This window comes from Flavobacterium crocinum, from assembly GCF_003122385.1.
Taxonomy (GTDB): Bacteria; Bacteroidota; Bacteroidia; order Flavobacteriales; family Flavobacteriaceae; genus Flavobacterium; species Flavobacterium crocinum.
Window position 1 is genome coordinate 2,157,268 of sequence record NZ_CP029255.1, and the last position, 19,530, is coordinate 2,176,797.

20 protein-coding genes are annotated in these 19,530 nt (G+C 32.7%); 9 read left to right on the plus strand and 11 right to left on the minus strand.

What is annotated here, in order from left to right; translation table 11 throughout:
- The first annotated feature begins 493 nt into the window (after positions 1 to 493).
- Complete coding sequence (locus HYN56_RS09915) at positions 494 to 1,960, plus strand: glycoside hydrolase family 130 protein (RefSeq protein WP_109192027.1); 1,467 nt, start codon at positions 494 to 496, stop codon at positions 1,958 to 1,960.
- 240 nt (positions 1,961 to 2,200) lie between these two features.
- On the opposite strand, the gene HYN56_RS09920 is transcribed toward HYN56_RS09915, so the two are convergent.
- Both HYN56_RS09920 and HYN56_RS09925 read right to left on the minus strand, forming a co-directional pair.
- Positions 2,201 to 2,983: a TIGR03915 family putative DNA repair protein gene (locus tag HYN56_RS09920; RefSeq protein ID WP_109192028.1), complete on the minus strand. Its 783-nt coding sequence runs from the start codon at positions 2,981 to 2,983 to the stop codon at positions 2,201 to 2,203.
- A 5-nt stretch (positions 2,984 to 2,988) separates the two neighbouring features.
- Positions 2,989 to 4,245 (minus strand): putative DNA modification/repair radical SAM protein, encoded by a 1,257-nt coding sequence (locus HYN56_RS09925; RefSeq protein WP_109192029.1) that lies wholly within the window; start codon positions 4,243 to 4,245, stop codon positions 2,989 to 2,991.
- Positions 4,246 to 4,553: 308 nt separating this feature from the next.
- Here HYN56_RS09925 and HYN56_RS09930 point away from each other — a divergent pair, with 308 nt between their 5' ends.
- Entirely contained in the window at positions 4,554 to 4,799 is a 246-nt protein-coding gene (locus HYN56_RS09930; protein ID WP_109192030.1) for a hypothetical protein, read from the plus strand.
- A gap of 216 nt (positions 4,800 to 5,015) precedes the next feature.
- Here the strand turns inward: HYN56_RS09930 and HYN56_RS09935 are convergent, their stop codons facing one another.
- Entirely contained in the window at positions 5,016 to 5,918 is a 903-nt protein-coding gene (locus HYN56_RS09935; RefSeq protein ID WP_109192031.1) for an EamA family transporter, read from the minus strand.
- A gap of 161 nt (positions 5,919 to 6,079) precedes the next feature.
- Here HYN56_RS09935 and HYN56_RS09940 point away from each other — a divergent pair, with 161 nt between their 5' ends.
- Entirely contained in the window at positions 6,080 to 6,538 is a 459-nt protein-coding gene (locus HYN56_RS09940; RefSeq protein ID WP_109192032.1) for an Lrp/AsnC family transcriptional regulator, read from the plus strand.
- 18 nt (positions 6,539 to 6,556) lie between these two features.
- On the opposite strand, the gene HYN56_RS09945 is transcribed toward HYN56_RS09940, so the two are convergent.
- Both HYN56_RS09945 and HYN56_RS09950 read right to left on the minus strand, forming a co-directional pair.
- Positions 6,557 to 6,976, minus strand: coding sequence for a VHS/ENTH/ANTH domain-containing protein (locus HYN56_RS09945; protein WP_109192033.1), 420 nt, complete (start codon positions 6,974 to 6,976; stop codon positions 6,557 to 6,559).
- Between the two features lie 10 nt (positions 6,977 to 6,986).
- Positions 6,987 to 7,199 (minus strand): helix-turn-helix domain-containing protein, encoded by a 213-nt coding sequence (locus HYN56_RS09950; protein ID WP_109192034.1) that lies wholly within the window; start codon positions 7,197 to 7,199, stop codon positions 6,987 to 6,989.
- Positions 7,200 to 7,286: 87 nt separating this feature from the next.
- Here HYN56_RS09950 and HYN56_RS09955 point away from each other — a divergent pair, with 87 nt between their 5' ends.
- Entirely contained in the window at positions 7,287 to 7,589 is a 303-nt protein-coding gene (locus HYN56_RS09955) for a hypothetical protein (RefSeq protein WP_109194769.1), read from the plus strand.
- Between the two features lie 392 nt (positions 7,590 to 7,981).
- Here HYN56_RS09955 and HYN56_RS09960 read toward each other — a convergent pair whose 3' ends face one another.
- The gene (locus HYN56_RS09960) at positions 7,982 to 9,076 is read right to left on the minus strand and encodes a Ppx/GppA phosphatase family protein (RefSeq protein WP_109192035.1); all 1,095 of its coding nucleotides are present in this window, start codon (positions 9,074 to 9,076) and stop codon (positions 7,982 to 7,984) included.
- A 295-nt stretch (positions 9,077 to 9,371) separates the two neighbouring features.
- On the opposite strand from HYN56_RS09960, the gene HYN56_RS09965 reads away from it, so the two are divergent.
- A complete protein-coding gene (locus tag HYN56_RS09965) occupies positions 9,372 to 9,977 on the plus strand; it encodes a hypothetical protein (RefSeq protein WP_146194583.1) in 606 nt (201 codons plus the stop codon).
- A gap of 62 nt (positions 9,978 to 10,039) precedes the next feature.
- On the opposite strand, the gene HYN56_RS09970 is transcribed toward HYN56_RS09965, so the two are convergent.
- Together HYN56_RS09970 and HYN56_RS09975 are read right to left on the minus strand one after the other, a co-directional pair.
- Positions 10,040 to 11,602 (minus strand): serine hydrolase, encoded by a 1,563-nt coding sequence (locus tag HYN56_RS09970; RefSeq protein WP_167398293.1) that lies wholly within the window; start codon positions 11,600 to 11,602, stop codon positions 10,040 to 10,042.
- Positions 11,603 to 11,836: 234 nt separating this feature from the next.
- Entirely contained in the window at positions 11,837 to 12,391 is a 555-nt protein-coding gene (locus tag HYN56_RS09975) for a porin family protein (RefSeq protein WP_109192037.1), read from the minus strand.
- A gap of 432 nt (positions 12,392 to 12,823) precedes the next feature.
- On the opposite strand from HYN56_RS09975, the gene HYN56_RS09980 reads away from it, so the two are divergent.
- The 3 genes from HYN56_RS09980 (at position 12,824) to HYN56_RS09990 (ending at position 15,497) form a co-directional block, all read left to right on the plus strand.
- Complete coding sequence (locus HYN56_RS09980) at positions 12,824 to 13,969, plus strand: helix-turn-helix domain-containing protein (protein ID WP_109192038.1); 1,146 nt, start codon at positions 12,824 to 12,826, stop codon at positions 13,967 to 13,969.
- Between the two features lie 95 nt (positions 13,970 to 14,064).
- On the plus strand, positions 14,065 to 14,793 hold the full coding sequence (locus HYN56_RS09985) for a hypothetical protein (RefSeq protein ID WP_109192039.1): 729 nt from the start codon (positions 14,065 to 14,067) through the stop codon (positions 14,791 to 14,793).
- 2 nt (positions 14,794 to 14,795) lie between these two features.
- Positions 14,796 to 15,497: a M23 family metallopeptidase gene (locus tag HYN56_RS09990; protein ID WP_109192040.1), complete on the plus strand. Its 702-nt coding sequence runs from the start codon at positions 14,796 to 14,798 to the stop codon at positions 15,495 to 15,497.
- Between the two features lie 96 nt (positions 15,498 to 15,593).
- On the opposite strand, the gene HYN56_RS09995 is transcribed toward HYN56_RS09990, so the two are convergent.
- A complete protein-coding gene (locus HYN56_RS09995; protein ID WP_109192041.1) occupies positions 15,594 to 15,992 on the minus strand; it encodes a hypothetical protein in 399 nt (132 codons plus the stop codon).
- Positions 15,993 to 16,252: 260 nt separating this feature from the next.
- On the opposite strand from HYN56_RS09995, the gene HYN56_RS10000 reads away from it, so the two are divergent.
- Positions 16,253 to 18,265 (plus strand): M13 family metallopeptidase, encoded by a 2,013-nt coding sequence (locus HYN56_RS10000; RefSeq protein ID WP_109192042.1) that lies wholly within the window; start codon positions 16,253 to 16,255, stop codon positions 18,263 to 18,265.
- 81 nt (positions 18,266 to 18,346) lie between these two features.
- Here the strand turns inward: HYN56_RS10000 and HYN56_RS10005 are convergent, their stop codons facing one another.
- On the minus strand, positions 18,347 to 19,111 hold the full coding sequence (locus tag HYN56_RS10005) for a ThuA domain-containing protein (RefSeq protein ID WP_109192043.1): 765 nt from the start codon (positions 19,109 to 19,111) through the stop codon (positions 18,347 to 18,349).
- A gap of 245 nt (positions 19,112 to 19,356) precedes the next feature.
- Positions 19,357 to 19,527: an Arc family DNA binding domain-containing protein gene (locus HYN56_RS10010; RefSeq protein ID WP_109192044.1), complete on the minus strand. Its 171-nt coding sequence runs from the start codon at positions 19,525 to 19,527 to the stop codon at positions 19,357 to 19,359.
- Between the last annotated feature and the right edge of the window lie 3 nt (positions 19,528 to 19,530).

Sequence of the window (19,530 nt, forward strand, 5' to 3'; positions counted from 1 at the left end):
GTTTGATGACGAAAATAAAAAAAAAGTTTAAAATTTTTTCACGCAGATTTTACAGATTTGGGCAGATTCAGCAGATTTTGATTTCAATAATCTCTTGGATTTAATTGTTTTAACATAACTTAAGAGATAGATTTTATAGCCGTTAAAGGCATTTCATTCGCATCAATACACATAGCAAACTATGTGTTAGAAACTAGTTTCTTTTTGTCTCCTTTTTAGGGAAGCAAATAACTATGCTTCTATGTGTTTAATATTTTTTTAAAATTACTTAATGGGTTTATAATAATCTGCTTTTATCTGCTCAAATCTTTTTTAAATCTGCGTGAAACTCTTTTAAAGATTTTTAAGAGAATGTTTAGAAGAATACAATCTTTATAAATAGCATTTCAAAAGTTAAAGTTTAATAAAAATTAAGCCTTTTTCTTTAACAAAATGATTAACTTGTTATAGAATAAATGATTCACCTATATTAAATATCCTAAAAAATACCACTATGCGCGTATCAGTAGTTCGAAAAAACATAAAATTTACACCAGATTCCAGAAGAGTAGTTGCCCGATATTTTATGAATGGGCACGAAAGAACCCAGCAAATGGTGCTTCGGATCATGATGCTCGACGAAAAACAAGTATCACAGACTTTAGAACAAACGCTTCGTGAGTTCGCCAGACGTCATAGAAATATTTCGACAGTTTTCTTTAAACATTGCGAAAGAATAAGGCCTATAATCGAGGAAATGAAAATTGATTATGAAGGCATGTCTCTTGATCGTAAAATGCTAATTGGTTCTTATTGTACAATGGAATATGCAATCGAATCGGCTGCGATTTTTAATCCCTCAATTGTAGAAGATTTTGATCAGACGGGCTTGGAGGCAGGCGAAAAACGTGTCGTGATTTCGTTCAGAGCTACGGGAGAAGGGCATATTTCATCGATTGTTTTTAGAAGAGGAATTCTCGATAGAAATAATGACCTGCATATTATGAAAATTGGAAATCATATTGATAAGGCCGAAATCGAACATAAGACCTTATTCAATAAAGAAAGATTTCTAACAAAATTGGCAGAAATGCATACTACAGATAAGTATATCGAACAAATTATGCACGATCTTCCGGATGAATTTGAGTTTGCCGTACTTAAAAATTTGCTGACAGAAGCGCTGAGCGATCCAGCCATCAGAGAGGAAAGAAAAACAGCTTTACAGGAAATATTATGGCTCGCCAATTCATTTTACGATTTACAGTTCAAACATGATTCGGATATCACGGAACGTGTTATTTTCCCAATTTCCGATTCTGAAAGCCGTGGAATTGAAGACGCCCGTTTTGTTCGTTTTGTTGATGACGATGATTCGGTTCGCATTATGGCAACTTATACAGCTTATAATGGACATACGATTTTACCAAAATTAATTTCTACCGAAGATTTCTATAGCTTTAGAGTAATGCCGCTTCATGGAGAAGGAGCACAGAATAAAAATCTGGCTTTGTTTCCACGAAAAATTAAAGGCAAATATGCTATGCTGGCGAGAATCGATGGTGTAAACAATTACATTATGTATTCTGACAGAGCAACACAATGGAATACACCGATTTTGCTGCAGGAACCTCGTTTTACGTGGGAATTAACGCAGATAGGAAATTGTGGTTCACCGCTTTGGACAGAAGAAGGCTGGCTGGTAATTACACATGGAGTTGGAACAATGCGACGTTATTGTATTGGAGCTTCTTTATTTGATTTGGAAGATCCGTCTAAAGAAATAGGAAGACTTACAGAACCATTACTCGCTCCGTTGGAAGACGAACGCGAAGGTTATGTGCCCAATGTAGTGTATTCCTGCGGTGCTATAATTCACAATAACAGTTTGATTTTGCCTTATGCCGTTTCAGATTATTGTTCAACTTACGGGGTTGTTGATTTGGCGGAATTGCTGGATGCACTTCGAAAAAGTAAATAAAATATTGATTATACACTAAACATTAATAATTCAGTATAAAGCATATTGGTAACGCGGATAAAACGGATTTACTTCGTAAAGACACGGATTAAAACAGATTTATGGCTATTAAATTTAGATAGATTAATAAAAAAATCCGTTTTAATCCGCGTCTTCGCGTTAGCGAATCGGTATCATCCGTGTCTGATTCCATAGATTTTTACTAAGTTCATTCAAAAAAAAATGTTTAAAGAGAAATAATTATTTTCTGCTTTTCAAATCAGGAATCTTTTCAGTCAGATTCTTCCAGTATCTTTTTGGCATGTGTTGGATGTGGAGTTTTGTGTTTTTGCGTGATTCAATGTTGACACTTTTAAAATAATTACGCCATAAACTCTGAAAGAACTCTTCGTTATCATCACATATTTCCGCAAGGAATTTAGAGGAAGAAGAGTTGGCGTCAAACTGCATTTCTACTGTTGATACATTTTCGAGATCATAGTAAATTCCGTATTTGCGTTTAGCATCGTAAATTAACCAGCGTTGGTCGGCGTAACGATTTTTAAAATGATTTTCTATCAGAGGCAATACATTGCAATCTGGCTCTACAATGGCATAATACAAATTGTCTTTAGTCAGCTTGAAACGAACAAAAGCTTTCATTCTGTGGCTTTCTTTACCCGTTAATTGCATTGCTTTTTGCACATTTAAAACACTACTATTGCTGAAATCCTGTTCGATATTAATTCGACTTGCCAAAACATATTGTACATATCGAAACAGGGTTTCTTCAATCTGATTCATTTCAGATAAAAAAGCATAATACAAATTCGAAAATCCGCTGTTGGAAAGGCGTTTTTGAAGACCATTCAAAACACGATCGGCTTTTGCATGATCTGTATCTACAAAATGTTTATTGCAAAAAAGCAAAGCAGTCGAAGTTTCGTCTTTAGCGAAAGCGACATCTTTGAATTTGTATTCATAGATTTCAAAAACAGCCGTAAGCCAGCCTTCATAACTTCCATCGTAAATTATTTGTGTCATTTTGATTAAAATAAAGCCAGCTGATTGGAGAAATTATTTTGGTATTTGCTCTTTTGAAAATTCAAAATATGCTCTTTGATCTGAGCCGAAGTCAGATCTTTTCGAAGTTGAAAAGGAGAAGCAAAAGCCAGAAAATATTTGGAACGGCTGTATGCAATTCCTAATTTTTGTAAATCGGTTGCCTGTAATTTTTTAAACTTTCTGGCAGCAACAATTTTCTTGGCGCTCAAAACTCCAATTCCTGGAATTCTCAGAATCAGTTCTAAATCCGCAGTATTAATATCAACTGGAAACTGATTTAGATTTCGCAATGCCCATCCTAATTTTGGGTCAATATCCAAATCAAGATTCGGTTGGTCAAAACCAACAATTTCATTGACCTTAAATCCGTAAAAACGCATTAACCAATCGGCCTGATACAAACGATTTTCCCGAATCATGGGAACCGGAGTTCCAATGGCAGGCAGTCTGTTGTCATAACTTATTGGAACATAACCCGAATAATAAACCCGTTTCATCTGCATGGTATCGTAGAAATAATTGGCCATTCCCAGAATTTCAAGATCATTTTCCTGAGTAGCGCCAATGACCATTTGTGTGCTTTGTCCGGCAGGAGCAAATAAAGGTGCTTTGTAGTTGGATTTTTTTTCTTCTTTATAACCCGCAATTTCATTTTTAAGATATTCCATCGGTTGAATCACGTCTTTGTGATTTTTGTCAGGAGCAAGCAGTTTTAGGCTTTTTTCTGTCGGCATTTCTACATTTACACTTAAACGATCGGCATATAATCCGGCTTCTTTTAAAAGTTCTTCACTTGCGCCCGGAATGGCTTTTAAATGAATATAACCGTTGAAATTTTCTTCGAGTCGTAATTTTTTTACAATTCGTACTAGACGTTCCATAGTAAAATCAGGATTATCAAAAATCCCCGAACTCAAAAATAAGCCTTCAATGTAATTTCTTCTGTAAAAACCAATGGTAAGATCTACGACTTCCTGAACTGTAAAAGCAGCGCGTTTAATGTCGTTACTTTTTCGGCTAACACAATACGCGCAGTCAAAAATGCAATGATTGGTTAGTAGAATTTTTAGCAGTGAAACACAGCGTCCGTCTTCCGTATAAGCATGACAAATTCCGTGTCCGGTGTCACCCAAACCTTTGTCTTTGTTCTTTCGGGTGCTTTGACTGGAAGAACAGGAAACATCATATTTGGCTGCATCCGCTAAGATCGCCAGTTTCTCCATTACTCTTTTGTGTACCATTTTGATCTTATTTTTTTGTTTTGGAAATGAAAATTCATTCCTTCAAAACTACTCAATTGATCAAAAAATGACTGGAAACCAGCTGTTCCAAATTGTACCAAATTTGAATCTGCTAGAAATTGGAGCTTAAAAATTTTAACGTTTCCAGATATGAAAACAGGTATAAATACCTGTTTTCGGGTTTTTCAAACTTTTTATATTGCGCCTCAGTAAGAAAAAAATCGGTTATCCCCCTTAACAATTGATTTTTGTCTGTAAAAAGGCTTACTAGTATTAGCGAATACTTTATAAACCGAATAGCTAAAACGATGAAATTTGTAAAAGGACAAGATGTCTCCTACACGGCATTGAGTGGGAGGTCTTATGAGGCAAAAGTGATAGAAAGAAAAATGGATTTCAAAAAAGGGCTGATAATAAAATCTACTTCCAAACAGATAGATTTTCATTATCTGATTGAAATTCAAAAAAATGGTACAACAGAAAATATTCTATGTGCCGAGAATAATCTTGAATTATTAGAGAAGAAAAAACGACGGGTAAAGAAAGCAGCCTAAAAGTACTGTTGTTTTTACATAAGTCTAAGATTCAAAACGAATTACACCAATTAGCACGAATTCAGACTAGTGAAATTAATTTCAATAAGTACTTATTTATATAAATTTGTGAAAATTAGTGGAATTAGTTTTAAGATCGATTTGCTTTTTGTGCACATTGCAACCTAAAAATGACAATTTATAAAGGCTTTGGATTTTTATAAAATGTTGTGGTTTTTAGCATGCAACTGTTTCGTTTTGAATTACTTTTTCCTTTTTGGCTTTCGAAATATTTAAGTAAATAATCGCGCCAAGCATTATGGCAATTCCTAAAAGCTGTAGTAAAGTTACTTTTTCACCCAGAATAATATGAGCACAGAAAACCGCGGCAGGTAATTCTAAAGTCAGCAGAACAGAACTTAATCCAGCACCAATTTTAGGCATTCCGAAACTAAAACAAATAGGAGGAATTACAGTTCCGAAAACGGCTAAAAAAGTTCCCCATTGCAATAATCCAAAATCCAAATGGGTACTTGAAGTGATAGCTTCGCAGTTGATTAAAAATATAATCATAGCAGACCCGCTGGTCATTAAAGCGCTTTTTTCGAACATTGGGATTTTCTTTCCGATTTTGCTCGTAAAAACAATATAAAGTGTATAAAGTATTGCCGATAACAAGCTTAAAAGAATTCCTGTAAAAGAAATAGTAGCATTATTTAAGTCTAAAAGATCACCTGCCAGAATTGTTCCTAAAATGACCAATAAAGAAGAGCCAACTTCAACGGTACTTGGTTTTTTCTTAAAAACGATCCATTCAACCAAAATACTTAGCCAGGTTATCTGCATTAATAAGACAATTGCCAGAGAAGCCGGAATATAAGAAACAGACAAATAATAACTGTAAGCAGAAGAACCCATTGTAGTTCCTGCTAAAAGCAATTTCCAGTCTAAAGCCAGTTTCTGACCATTTTTTAGCTTTTTGAAAATCGCAATCGACCATAAAATTAATGTTCCAATAAGTGCCTGGGTTAAGGTAATTTCAGCCGGACTGTAACCTTCTCCGTAAGCGATTTTAGCAAAAGAAGACAACATTCCGAAACTCAAAGCGCCCAAAGCGACAATAATAATATATTTGTTCATTCTGTATTCTAAAAATATGTTTTGTACCGTCAAAAGTATTTATTGTGGAATTATGAACGAAATTTTTAAATTAAATATGTATTTAATTCTTTAAACTGATTTTTTTTATGTTTTTTGTCCTAAAATGAATTATTTTTTATACTTTAACTGGAAAAAATCCGATGCAGGAATTAAGCAAACAAGAAATAGAGCTACTTCGAATCCTTCAGCAAAATGCCAGATTCGATATTACAGATTTAACCGAAAGACTGAATATGTCGCGAACTTCTGTTTACGACCGAATAAAAAAACTCGAAAATGAAGGTTACATCAAAGATTATGTCGCGATAATCGACCCGAAAAAAGTAGGATTGAATTTCACTGTAATTATAAATCTTTCTTTAACAAGTCAGCGTTTAGAATTGGTCGAAGAATTTTCAAGACAAGTTTCAGAATTAGATGAGGTCGTAGAAGGTTATATAACAGGTGGTATCTTCGATTATGTGCTGAAAGTTGTGGTAAAAGATCCGGAAGCATTTAATGATTTTATTCGAAAATTATCTAATATTCCGAATATTAGTAAAGTGCAGAGTTCTTTTGTAATGAGTTATATTAAGCAGTCTACTAAGTTGCATTTTTAGGAGAAATAGTTTTGTAGATTATTCCTGATTAAAGCGAATTTTATTTTCTTTCAGACAATTTTCGATATTGGTTAATGTACCACTTTTTCTGTTTTCGTTGGAGTTGATGTCATGGGCGAGAAAGTGCGTACACATGTTTATTGCCATAGCATCTCTTTCTGCATCAGATTGAAATCCTCCAATAAACTTCCATTGACTTGCTTTTGTTTTGTATTTGTCGGGCGCGTAACGTGGTTTTTCTCCAATGTGTAAGACGGTTACATTTGGAGTTGCACATTTCAAAACTTCCATTGTTAAAGTGTCTACACCTTTAAAATCGCAAACTACAAAATGGGCATTATCCATTTCTAATAATTTATCAATTGCATTTTTATAATAGAACATATAATCATTAAAGCTGAGGTTGCCATTTCCGAATATGTAGACTTTTGGTAGCATTGGTGTTTTTTTAAAATTTAAATAGTTCAGTAAAATCTATCTGTAATGCGTTACATACTTTTTCTAAAGTTGAGAGCGTTGCATTGACATTTCCTTTTTCCAGTCGCGACATATTACTTTTTTCAAAATTACATTTTGATGCTAAATCTTGCTGAGAAAGATTTTTCTGGATTCTGATTTCCTGAATTCGTTTTCCGACTTTTTGTTGTATGGTATCGTTCAAAATAAATTATCTTTTATGATAATTCAAATTTTGTTACATATTTGCCTTACTTGGTTATCATTTATGATAACTATAAAAAATAATATTATGGAAATGAATGAAGTGAAAAAGTTAGAAGAAATTAGAAAATTATCTGCTCGATATTTAAATACACTAAAGTTTTCTGCTAAAAATTCTCCTAGTGCAGAAATCAAAATGTTGAATTATTCAGAGCTTGGCTGTGTTATTACCAATATGTTAAAGCTTTGTATTTTGGCATTAGAACAAGATAATGGTAAAAACAAAGTGATTGATATTGGATTGATTTTAGAACAAGCACTTCATTTATTTCCAACAGATGAAATGGAATTGTTGGATTTGGTTCAGGAAATGTTGGTTCAAGAAGCATAAAAAGAGGTTGTCTCAAAAGAATAGCTTTTTTGACAAGGAAAAATATTCATAAAAAATATTTCACCAAGAAAAGCCCCCAGCGGGGTGAAAATATTTATAGAATTCCCAAATGATAAATGAAAAAAGCTCCGGAGGAGCGACATATATTAAAATTGTAAAAATATGTCGCTCCTCCGGAGCTTTATATTGTAAAAATCTATTCTTTTCTATAAATATTTCGCTTCTCTGAAGCGGTTTTTGTCTAATACCTTTCGGACAAACTCATGCGTTGTAGAATAGTTTGAATTGTTTTTAAAGCTGTTTCATTACTAAGAAGCGTTTTTGGGATTTTAAAGAATAAAAAAAGCTCCAGATTTCTCTGAAGCTCTAATAATTTATTAAATGAAATACTTTTAGAAATTAGTATTAATTTTTTTAGAACGCTCTGCAATATAAGAGATTAACCAGGTTACCTGTCCTTCTTTTACGAAATAGACTTTTTTGGTCGCTAAATTTGGAATACTTTCCAAACACGCAATTAAAATGTTGTTTGCCGAAATAAGATATTTTTGATCGTACGTGTTTAAAACTCTTGCTGCTTCTTTATTCGTTTTAGCAAGGTTCGTAAACTTTCCAAAGTTGTTTTTTAAGATAGCATCGTAATCTACAGCATCTTGTAATGTCAAAGGAATGTAATGGTCTTTAACGTTTTCATCATAATAAAGAGTAGAAAAAGCCCAAACGGCTCCACCAGATAAATACAATTTATCTTTCTTCATCAAAAGCGGATTGGCATCAAATAGTTCTTGTGTTTTTTTACGTAAGATGGTGTTATAGTCAAACGATTTTTCCTGATAAGCAGACATATCATTTGCCTGACTTTTGTTTACTACTGTTTTTTCTACAGCATCGGTAAGCGTCATCGTTCCAAAACTAAGTTCTAAAGGAATAAACTCTAATTTATTGTCTTTAAGTTCGTCGATATAACCACCTTTAGTAGTTTGAGCACCAATATCAAGAAGAAATGCATTAGCATAATCAACAGGAGGGATGGCACCTTTTACTAATGTTTTTGCTTCTTCATTAACGTCAAGAACTTCAAGTTCTTTGTTTGTAAGAGTCGCAATTTTATTTTTTAGAACATCAACGTTGCGGGCAGATGCAAAAACAGGAGCAGCAACGATAAAGATATTTTCGTCAAGCATTTTGTAATCAGTTCTGATTTTTTTCAACTGATCTACTACAATAATACTGGTTTTGTTGATGTCTTCCGGAGTAAGTTGTCCATTTGCACCAATATGATCTGCAAACGGAATTCTCTCAGTCCAGAAAGAAAGAATTTTATAATCTGCTTTTTTTATGTTACTTACATCAATAACAGAAACTTTAATTGCTCTTCGGCCAATTTCAATTCCTGCATAAATACTTTTTTGAGCAAAAGAATTGAGAGTGAAAATTAAATTGAAAAGAATAAAAAATAGAACTTGGGGTTTGTTTTTTTTAAGCATTGTGTTGAATTAGTAATTATAATATAATTTGTTTTTAAAAATTGTACAGCGTTTTTGTGGTATTGATGTGAAAGTCACAATTTTGTATTGAAAAAAAAGGGTTTCATTACAGGATTACAAATTTATAAAAAACATTTGCGAATATAAAGTCGGTTCGTAAGAAAACAATGTTAAGTTTTGCTTTTACGTTTTGTAGCTATGAAAAGACAATAAACGAACTAAACTCTAATTAACTGGTAATGTTTAATTAAATTTGATGTTGGCTTAATAAATGTCTTTTCAAAAAATAAGCGGTATGAAGAGATTGAAATATAACATAATATCCCAGAAGATTGTTGCAGAACAAAAAGACATTCCTTTTATTAGAACGAATAGTAAAAGTAACAGAGAATACAATGTCTTTATTGAAGTATTTGATACAGATTATATAAAGTCTTTTTTCGAAACATTTGATGTGTCTGCTTTATATGCAATTCTAATTTTAGATTTGGAGCATATTTTTATCGATGCTAATTTGAGTTTTATTTCAAAATTTAAAACTCATGATAAACAAATTGCGATTGTCAAAGTAGAACCTAATTTTTTTACTACCGTAAATCATAACAATAGAAATGAAATATCGAAACCATTTTTCTTTCGATCAAATGATTTTGAACAATTGGATTTGGATAAGGTTTTGAGTAAATCTTTATATGAAAGAGAAATTATTTCAGGAAATTTCAGGAAAATCGTTTTAACAATTGATCCTTTAAAAATTTTAGCAAATAAACAAATTGATACCGTTGTTGAATTCTATATCAATAGAACCGAAGCTTTTTTAGAAGAGGTTTTAAAATTAAAAGAACATACCTTAGATGTAAATGCAGATTATATTTCAAAAATTGAAATCAGTTTAAGATAAAAAAAGTTCCGCGTTTCCCTGAAGCTGATTTTATTGTGAAACTTAAAAGTGATATAAGTTTTTTATTTCTCTACTCTTTTGAAATCTAAATCCTGAAAATCAAAACTAAAATCCATATTTGGAGCAATACCTTTCATTTTAATGCCTTGAGCTTTACCCGTTTCGTCAAGCGAAAACAGAACAAGAGCATCACAATTCATGGCTTGGTATTCCCATTTTACGGCAAAGGTGTTGGCATTATAAAAAGCCATTGGACCATTTAATTTTGGAGAACGCAGACATTTGATCCATAATTGTTTATCTTTTAGAAAAACTTCTGCTTTTCCAAACCAGCTGTCTTCGTAAATACCAATAAAGTCTTCGTTTTTAATTTTAATGTTTTTTGCAGAAGCTACTTTTTTCCAAACTTTTTGGGTTACATCATCGCTTTCAGTTTTATCTTCATTCAGCCATTGGGCTACTTTATCTGTCCAGCCATAATCCTCCAGGCCTAAATAGCTGTCCTCAATAGTATTTGATACTGCGGTAAAAAGACCTCCGCCACCGTTTTCAGTATTAGTCAGAATCACAATTCCCAAGTTTAGATCAGGGAACAACGTTACTTTTGATAACATTCCCGGAAGGCCGCCTGTATGTTCTACTTTAAGATTTCCTTTTGTATCTGATAAAAACCATCCTAAACCGTAACCATTAAAATGAGAATTATATCTCGGATCAGAATCAGCAGGCATAATGGTGTGCAGACGCCACATTTCTTCGTGGTTCTTTATAGAGAACAAAGACGATTTCAGATCTTCGCCATACTTACCTTTATTTAATCGTACAATCATCCATTTTGCCATGTCAGCAACGTTGGAATAAATACCTCCTGCGGCACTTGCAATTCCTATATCATAAGCTTCGATTGTTTTGATGGTTCCGGATACTGAAGAATGTGGTACAGCCAGATTTGTTTTGTCTTTCAAAAGATTTCCAACAAAGGTATGATTCATCTGCAAGGGAGCTATAATTCTTTGTTGTACAAATTGCTCATAAGACATTCCGCTGACTTTTGCGATTATTTCTCCGGCAATTATATAAAGTAAATTATCATAGTCAAATTTTGTTCTAAAGGCAGAAACAGGTTTAAAATGCTGAAAACTTTTTGTCACATCTTGTACTGTAAAGTTAGCTCCGTCGGGGAAAAACATCAAATCACCAACACCTAATCCAAGTCCGCTACGATGCGTTACTAAATCCTGAATATTAAAATTCTCTGTAACATAATCGTTATACATTTTAAATTCGGGCAAATAATTTTTAACCTTATCAGTCCATTTCAATTTACCTTCGTCTTCTAAAATTGATAAAGCTGCTGTTGTAAAAGCTTTACTATTGGATGCAATTTGAAAATTGGTGTATTCGTCTACGGCTTTTTTGGTTTCAACAGAATTAACTCCATAACCTTTCGAGTGAATTATTTTTCCATCTTTAACTACCGCAATGGATGCTCCGGCAACTTTAAATCTTTGGAGCGTATTTAGCATTAAAGAATCAATTTTTGCAGATGATAATTGAGCAAATGATGCCGAAGAGACAAAACAAATAAAAAGTAATAAAGCGAAACGAATTCTCATTTTTTTCATATTAATTTCATTTTTGGAGGTATCTAAAAACAATTCAAAAAAGTATAACAGTTTTTAAAATTATAAGCGGATAAGGTATTTAGTGATGACGAATATAAGAAATATCTTTAATCAATTAACAAATTAAGAAAAGCCTGAGAAATATAGATTTCTTAGGCTTTTGTTTTTTAGTTTTTTAATGAGAAGCATCGAAATAGCTAATCAGATTTTCAAAGATTTTTATTTTATTTAGTTTTAGAAAAAGAAGTAACCAACGGATACTTGAAATACACTGTTTTTATTTTTAATTGAAGAGCCCTCTACATTATTAATGTCAGTTAGTCCCAGATTGTATCTGATACCAAAATTAAGTCCGTTTTCAAGTTTGTAACCTACGCCAAAATTAACACCGAAATCAACAGTATTAAACGAATCTTTTAGATCAGTTTTTTCATTTTTAGCAGAAACTAAAAAACCTATTTGCGGTCCGGCTTCAAGACTCAATCCTTTTGTTACATAGTATTTTCCCATTAAAGGAATGTTCAGATAATTTAAGGCAACTATATCATTATCGAAACTATAACCCTGGCGAGAGTACATTAGTTCAGGTTGGAAAGAAAACTTTTCGGACAATGGAATTTCTGACATAACACCAATATTATAGGATGTCACAGAATCAACATTTTCGGTGTTGTCTCCGCCGACAATTGAGAAGTTTAAACCTCCTTTAACACCAAATTTAATTTCTTGGGCATTGACATTTGCAAACCCTAAAACTGTAAAAACAGCTAGTACTAAAATTTTTTTCATAAAAATTGATTTGATTTATTTGAAGCCAAAATTCATAAAAGCAAAATCAGCAGAGGTATCAAAAGCTTAAAAGTGGATAAATTGGCACTTATTTATTGATGTTTTTCTTTTTATTAATGCAACTAGTAAAGCTATTTTCGGTTATTGGGTTTATAATTTATCAAACATACCACCGCTTACTATTTAGCTGTTTGTTAACTTTTTTTTAGCAGTGTGAAACGTTGAAATAGACCAACTCTATTAAAGATTTAAGAGAATAACCGAATGATAATTTGTAATTCAGATCTTATTAATTCTCATTTTGTTTAGTTTTAATTGTAATTCCTTTAACAGTAAATAAAATCAATTAAGTATAGTTTCGTCATGGAAAATTATAGGTAATTACCTAAAAAAAAACAGAAACAGCATCCTAACTAAATACTACGATATAGATTGAACTTTACTATTTTTTTTAACACGGCAATTTTTCAAGGAATAGTTCTTGGAGCAATTATTCTAAAATCACCACTATTTAAGAGTAATGCCAACAGATATCTGGCTTATGCAATATTTGCACTTTCAGTGCTTATTGCCAATCTCATCTTTGAGATAATTGATCTTTACAGCACTATGCCTTTCCTGCGTTTTCTGGATGATGTTGAGTGGGCATTTCTCTTTCCGGTTCTCATTTTTATGTTTGTTGTACATCAGGTAAACCATCCAATTAGAAATTCCAAAAAGATTCTATGGCTGTATGCTCCGTTTCTATATTCGGCCATTACAAATATTTTTTATGATTGCGATGCTGTTGCGCATATTTTTACAATTCCGCACTTTCTTAAAAGTATTCTAGAAACTATAGGAAGTTTTGATTTTTATCTTATTCTGGTATTTATGCCCTTTATGGCTTTTTACACTTACAGTTTTATTAAATTTTCAAAAGATAAACAAGAAAAAAAATGGATCACTTTTTTATGGTTTTTGGTTTATGCATTAATGTTGTCTTGGATGGTGGCTATTCTGACAGGACTGCTTTTTGAATATGATGTTTCGTATGTTATGCAGATTCTGGCGTTGTTTGCTACATTTTTAATTCATTGCACCGCTTATTATGGTGTGTTCAGATACAGATTGGCAGACAATAAAACAGGGATAGAAGAACTGTTAAATAAAAAAACTTTATTAGACAATGAAATAGCTGCTGAAGAAGTAATCCTTAAAAAAGGAAATGATGCAAATGGTTTAGAAATCTTTACAAAAGAAAATCCTTATTTTAAGAGACTGGAAATGCTTTGCGAAGAACATCAAATTTATAAAGACAGCAATCTAAATCGAGAAAAAGTAGCAGAGCAGTTAGGAATAAGTGCGGGATATGTTTCGCAACTCGTTAATGTGATTACGGGAGATAACTTTGCTAATTACATAAATAACTATCGGGTCGAAGCGGTGAAAGAAATGATTCTCGATTCAGACTACGAAAACTACAGTTTATTGGCAATAGGATTAGAATCTGGATTCACTTCGAAGACAACATTTCACAATGCCTTCAAAAAATCTACAGGTATGACGCCAAACAGTTTTCGGAATACCAATAAATAAGTTCGGATTTCTTCAGTCTTAAGCTATTTGGACTTTATCGGTTTTTATTTCATCTAGGTTTGCCATGATAATCAACTTAATCATCTCAAATTTTTATGAAATTAAATCGCCTCATTTTTACGACTGCGATTTTGTCTGCAGTAACGGTTCAGGCACAAACGACCGAAAAAAGGAACCAGCTGGAATTTTCGGCAGGCTATAATTTTGGCTATCTGAAAAATCTGGAATTTGCTCCGGTGGCAATGTACAAGTATGAAGGTCCGGTGTACAAATTGAACTATACACGCACCAGTAAAAAAGAAAATTTATTTGAAGTAAAACTGGATTATCTTTCGTCAGAACTTAAAACAGATAAATTGTCTAATCTTAACTCTGACTATGCGAAAGTTGGAATGGGTTTTTCTTATCTCAAACAGATTTATAGTAAAGATAAAATTGCTATTCATTTAGGGCTTCAATCGCAAACCAATACCTCTGTTTATCTTAATGAGAATTATTCGATTTATGATGATCAGTACTATTTTACGCTTCATCAGGAATTTGGCATTGCAGGCCGATTCAGTTATCAAATCAATGATAAGCAATATATTTCCTCGAAACTAACTATACCGATAGTGCTTCTTAGAGTTACAGATGCACAAGGCAGATTTTTTGCTCCGGATAATTACCAAAGTGTTTTGTGGGATTTTCATTATGCTTACAAACTTTCATACCATTTTGACATAAAAGTAGCATATAACTTCAATTATGCACGGCTTCGAGTACCAAGTGCTTATAGAGAACTACAGCATCAGATTAATTTAGGGATTAATTATAAATTTTAATTATGAAAAATAGCAAAGCCGCAGTTTATATTTTCACTTTATCTGTTAGTTTGTTGCTTATTTCCTGTGCAGATATGCTGATTGGGGATGAAGGCAAATATGATGAAGACATTTATTTAAATTATAAAACAAAAACAATTTTAGAACTTCCTTTTGATGGTGATTGGTATATAGTTGCGGGAGGAAAATCTCTGGAATTAAATCATCATTTTGCTCCTAATCGTCATCAAAGATATGCATTGGATATTATCCAAAAAGAAAATGAAAAGATATATACCGGAGATGGAACAAAAAATGAAGATTATTATTGTTTTGGAAAACGCTTAAATGCACCTGGAGACGGAAAAATAGTAACCGTTGTAAATAATATAGAAGATAATGTTCCTGGAGTTTTAAACACGAAGCAGGCATGGGGAAACTATATTGTTATAGATCATTTAAATGGAGAATATTCCTGTATGGTTCATTTTAAAAAGAATTCTATAATAGTAGCGGTGGGTGATGTTGTTGTAAGAGGTCAAATGGTAGGTCAGGCAGGAAATAGTGGTAACTCCACAGGGCCACACCTTCATTATCATATGCAAACAACAGCGTCTCGTACAACAGGTGTTGGTCTTCCAATCCAATTCTTAAACTATTATGCCGACGATGTTTTTACAGAAAGAGGTGAACCAATTAAATCTCAAACCGTAAGGAAAAACTAAACTCTTCCGGAAGTATTTAGTTTATTTGTAAAGTATTTTTATAGGATAAAAAAGCTTCAGAGAAATCTGAAGCTTTTATTATTAGTATCTCATTTTTTAATTAATCCTTTGAAACTTTTGAGAATAACCTTCATTTGATATAAAGTTTAAAATCAGGTAATCGTCTTTCAATTCAAAAAATATTGTTGCAATATTTGGGTTTTGACAATTAGTAGTTATGGTTTTGGAGTCAAGGCTAAAACTTCCCGTACTTTTTATTTCATTTGAGTAAGGATCGCATAAAGAAGTGTTAGTTATTATAGTTCCGTTACTTTTAAATTCTATTGTTTTGTTGCTCTCAACAGCTCTGAACTTACCACTTCCCGTGCCGGGATCGGCTAGAATTTCAATTAATTTCCAGTTTCCAATTACTGCACTTTCTAAGTTTTGTTTCTCGTCATTACTACAAGAAGATAAAAGAGCAATTAGCATTAAAAACAAAATATTCTTTTTCATATTTATTAAGTTAATGGTTACAATAAGTAGATTGTGAATTATGAAAAAGGTTGCGTCTGATTTTTAAAATAATTGAATTTAGCACTAAGACATGAAAGATAAAGAAAAGCTTATAATTTTGATTTTGCTGAGTAGTAATTCTAAGAAAAAACTTTATAAATTGAAACTGAATTCTTATCTTGTTCTGCTAAATTAACAATTCTCAAAGTAGTTACTTTCAAACGTATTTCAATTCATTTTTAATAGAAATCATCCAGCTTATGAAAAATTCATTAATGCTCTTTATTGCATTCTTAGCTTTTACAGCTTGCTCAAAACATCCGGGAAAAAAAGATGTTGTTATTACAGGAATAGATTCCACATTACGACCTGGTGATGATTTTTTTAGATATGTAAATGGCAAATGGTACGATTCTGTATCAATACCTGCCTCTCAATCCGGAGTGGGTGCTTATATGTTTATGAATTTTCCGCAACGAATTCGGCTTCAGGGAATATTGGACAGTGTTTCGAAAAGCAACAATCCTGAGGGAAGTATAGCGCAAAAGGTAGGAGATTTTTATACGTCAGGCATGGATACTGTAACTATTGAAAAACGTGGTTACGGACCTATCAAACCCCTACTTGCTAAAATTGAAGCAATTAGCGATTTACCATCATTAATGAATTTTGTGGCTAATGAAGAAAAAGCGGGCAATTCATCGATTATAGGTTTTGGAGTATTTACCGATGATAGAAACAGCAAGATGAACATTGCCCAACTCTATCAAACAGGTATCGGTTTGCCTGACAGGGATTATTATTTCAAATCAGATTCATCAACTGTTGGTATACAGAAAGCCTATAAGAAATACCTTACTGTATTGTTTCAACAAACAGGAAGTGAGGCTAATGAGGCTAAAAAGAATGCTAATTTGGTTTACGATATTGACAAACAAATCGCCGTTTCGCATAAAACAAAAGTAGCACTTAGAGACGTACAGGCAAATTATAATAAAATAGCTGTAGCAGATCTTGTAAAAAGACATCCCAACATAGACTGGACAACTTTTTTAAATAATTTAGGAGCTAAAACAGATTTCATTAATGTAGGTCAGCCTGCCTATTATGATGCTCTTAATAAGCTTTTAAAAACGATTCCTATTAATAATTGGAAAATTTATCTGAAAGCAAATGCTATAGAAAGATATGCAGATTATTTAAGTAAACCTTTTGTAGATGCCTCATTTGAATATACAAAAGTACTTTCCGGTCAGGCTGTCCAAAAATCACGTGGCGAAAAAATGGCGAATGTTATTGATAATTATTTAGGTGAAGCGCTGGGAGAATTGTATGTAAAGAAATATTTTTCAGAAGATGCCAAAAAACGTATGTTGGTACTCGTGAATAATTTGCAAAAAGCCTATGCCAAAAGAATTGATAAACTGGAATGGATGAGTCCAGTTACAAAACAAAAAGCAAAAGAAAAATTGTTTGCCATAACTAAGAAAATAGGCTATCCGGATAAATGGAGAGACTATAGCAATGTACGTGTCGCAAGAGGTACCTATTTTGAGAATATGGTTTCGGCTGCTAAAGCGTCATATCAGTTTCAATTGGCAAAATTGGGTAAACCAGTCGATAAATCAGAATGGTATACGACAACTCCAACAGTTACGGCTTATAACAACCCGACTGCAAATGAAATTGTTTTTCCGGCTGGTATTTTACAAGCCCCATATTTTGATAATAATGCCGATGATGCTCTTAACTATGGAGGTATTGGAATGGTTATAGGTCACGAAATAACGCATACTTTTGACGATCAGGGCGCGCAATATGATAAGGAGGGAAATTTGAAGGACTGGTGGACAAAAGAGGATTATGCAAAGTTTAAGGCAAGAATACAACAAGTTATCGATTTATACAGCACCTATACTGTTTTAGGCGATTTACATATTAACGGTGCCATGACTGTTGGCGAAAATACAGCAGATATTGCCGGAATAGCAGTTGCTTATGATGCTTTTAAAATGACAACCCAAGGAAAAGGAAACGAAAAAATTGACGGTTTTACTCCAGATCAACGCTTTTTCATTTCGATAGCCAAAATTTGGAGAGTAAAGATGAAAGACGAGTTTTTGCGTTTGTGGATTAACAATAATCCGCATTCTCCACCAAACTGGCGCGTTAATGGTCCTTTAATGAATACAACACCTTTTTACGATGCATTTAATGTAAAACAAGGAGATAAAATGTTTTTGCCAAAGAAAGACAGAATAACAATTTGGTAGTAAACGTGTTGAAACTTTCCTATAAAAAGCTGCGCAAATGTCTCTGTAGACTTTGCGCATTTTTTTTAATCAATCTCAAATTTATTTGCCCATAGCATAAGTAATTCCTCCGAGTAAATGCTGTACAAAAAGAGGGTCATTGTAACTTTCAGGACTGTGCCCTAAAGCAGTGTAAAATACTCTTCCGCCATCATATTCCTGATACCATGCCAACGGATGATTATCACCATGTTTACCACCTTTGTATGAAGATTCATCAATTTTTATCAGCACATTTACATCTGGATTTAAATATTTAAAATTATACCATTCATCTTTTCGTTCCCAAATTGCCGGAAGATGTTTTGTAGAAGGATGTTCATGATTTGCGATTATAAGTTTAGCATTCTGCGGAACAGGATGCCCTTCAAAAATTCCACCAATCATTTGTGTATACCAAGACCAGTCTGGTTCACAGTTTGTAGCCGAATGAATCCCAACAAAACCATTTCCGTTTTGTATAAATTTTTGCAAAGCCAATTTTTGATTTTCCCCTAAAACATTGCCAGAAGCACTTAAAAATAGTACGACTTGATATTGCTTTAAGTTTTTTGAATTAATTGCGAGAGAATCTTCAGTAGCATCTGCAATAAAATTATTTTCTTCCCCCAGTTTTTTTATCGCTGCAATTCCGGCAGAAATGCTTTCATGTCTGAAACCGTTAGTTTTAGAAAAAATCAGCACTTTTTTAATTTTATAAGAAGCGATTTGTTCTTTGTTTTTTATATGGAAAGAAACCAGGAAATAGCTTGTTAGTACAATGAAGCTGAATAAAAATGTTTTTTTTATTGAAAACAGATGGTTCATTTTGGAAAGTTTTATTTTGGGAAGATAGAAAAAAAAATCTGTTTGCTGTATTTCCTTGACTATTACAAAATGCTATGAATAAAAAAAGCTCCAGATTTCTCTGAAGCTTTTATCTTGTAGTACCAACGGGAGAATTTTCGAACTATTTTATTAATGATTTGAAAAAATGTAGATTTAAGTGATTGGTTGTTAGGTAAATAGCTTAGATACAGTTCTTCTTCTGGCTTACATAATAATTTTATGCCTTATTTTTTTTGGTCATTTTTTTCCTTTAATCTTTTTGCATTCTTTAGGCTATTATTAAGCATCCATTCAATCTGACCATTGACACTACGAAATTCATCATTAGCCCATTTTTCAATTGCTTTCATCGTTTCTGAATCAATTCTTAATGCAAATGACTTTTTTTCAGACATCTT

What these genes read in the sequence shown, in the direction of transcription:
- HYN56_RS09915 (WP_109192027.1), top strand. Translation starts at nt 494, where the DNA reads ATGCGCGTATCAGTAGTTCGAAAAAACATAAAATTTACACCAGATTCC.
- HYN56_RS09920 (WP_109192028.1), bottom strand. Translation starts at nt 2,983, where the DNA reads ATGACACAAATAATTTACGATGGAAGTTATGAAGGCTGGCTTACGGCT.
- HYN56_RS09925 (WP_109192029.1), bottom strand. Translation starts at nt 4,245, where the DNA reads ATGGTACACAAAAGAGTAATGGAGAAACTGGCGATCTTAGCGGATGCA.
- HYN56_RS09930 (WP_109192030.1), top strand. Translation starts at nt 4,554, where the DNA reads ATGAAATTTGTAAAAGGACAAGATGTCTCCTACACGGCATTGAGTGGG.
- HYN56_RS09935 (WP_109192031.1), bottom strand. Translation starts at nt 5,918, where the DNA reads ATGAACAAATATATTATTATTGTCGCTTTGGGCGCTTTGAGTTTCGGA.
- HYN56_RS09940 (WP_109192032.1), top strand. Translation starts at nt 6,080, where the DNA reads ATGCAGGAATTAAGCAAACAAGAAATAGAGCTACTTCGAATCCTTCAG.
- HYN56_RS09945 (WP_109192033.1), bottom strand. Translation starts at nt 6,976, where the DNA reads ATGCTACCAAAAGTCTACATATTCGGAAATGGCAACCTCAGCTTTAAT.
- HYN56_RS09955 (WP_109194769.1), top strand. Translation starts at nt 7,287, where the DNA reads ATGGAAATGAATGAAGTGAAAAAGTTAGAAGAAATTAGAAAATTATCT.
- HYN56_RS09960 (WP_109192035.1), bottom strand. Translation starts at nt 9,076, where the DNA reads ATGCTTAAAAAAAACAAACCCCAAGTTCTATTTTTTATTCTTTTCAAT.
- HYN56_RS09965 (WP_146194583.1), top strand. Translation starts at nt 9,372, where the DNA reads ATGAAGAGATTGAAATATAACATAATATCCCAGAAGATTGTTGCAGAA.
- HYN56_RS09970 (WP_167398293.1), bottom strand. Translation starts at nt 11,602, where the DNA reads ATGAAAAAAATGAGAATTCGTTTCGCTTTATTACTTTTTATTTGTTTT.
- HYN56_RS09975 (WP_109192037.1), bottom strand. Translation starts at nt 12,391, where the DNA reads ATGAAAAAAATTTTAGTACTAGCTGTTTTTACAGTTTTAGGGTTTGCA.
- HYN56_RS09985 (WP_109192039.1), top strand. Translation starts at nt 14,065, where the DNA reads ATGAAATTAAATCGCCTCATTTTTACGACTGCGATTTTGTCTGCAGTA.
- HYN56_RS09990 (WP_109192040.1), top strand. Translation starts at nt 14,796, where the DNA reads ATGAAAAATAGCAAAGCCGCAGTTTATATTTTCACTTTATCTGTTAGT.
- HYN56_RS09995 (WP_109192041.1), bottom strand. Translation starts at nt 15,992, where the DNA reads ATGAAAAAGAATATTTTGTTTTTAATGCTAATTGCTCTTTTATCTTCT.
- HYN56_RS10000 (WP_109192042.1), top strand. Translation starts at nt 16,253, where the DNA reads ATGAAAAATTCATTAATGCTCTTTATTGCATTCTTAGCTTTTACAGCT.
- HYN56_RS10005 (WP_109192043.1), bottom strand. Translation starts at nt 19,111, where the DNA reads ATGAACCATCTGTTTTCAATAAAAAAAACATTTTTATTCAGCTTCATT.
- HYN56_RS10010 (WP_109192044.1), bottom strand. Translation starts at nt 19,527, where the DNA reads ATGTCTGAAAAAAAGTCATTTGCATTAAGAATTGATTCAGAAACGATG.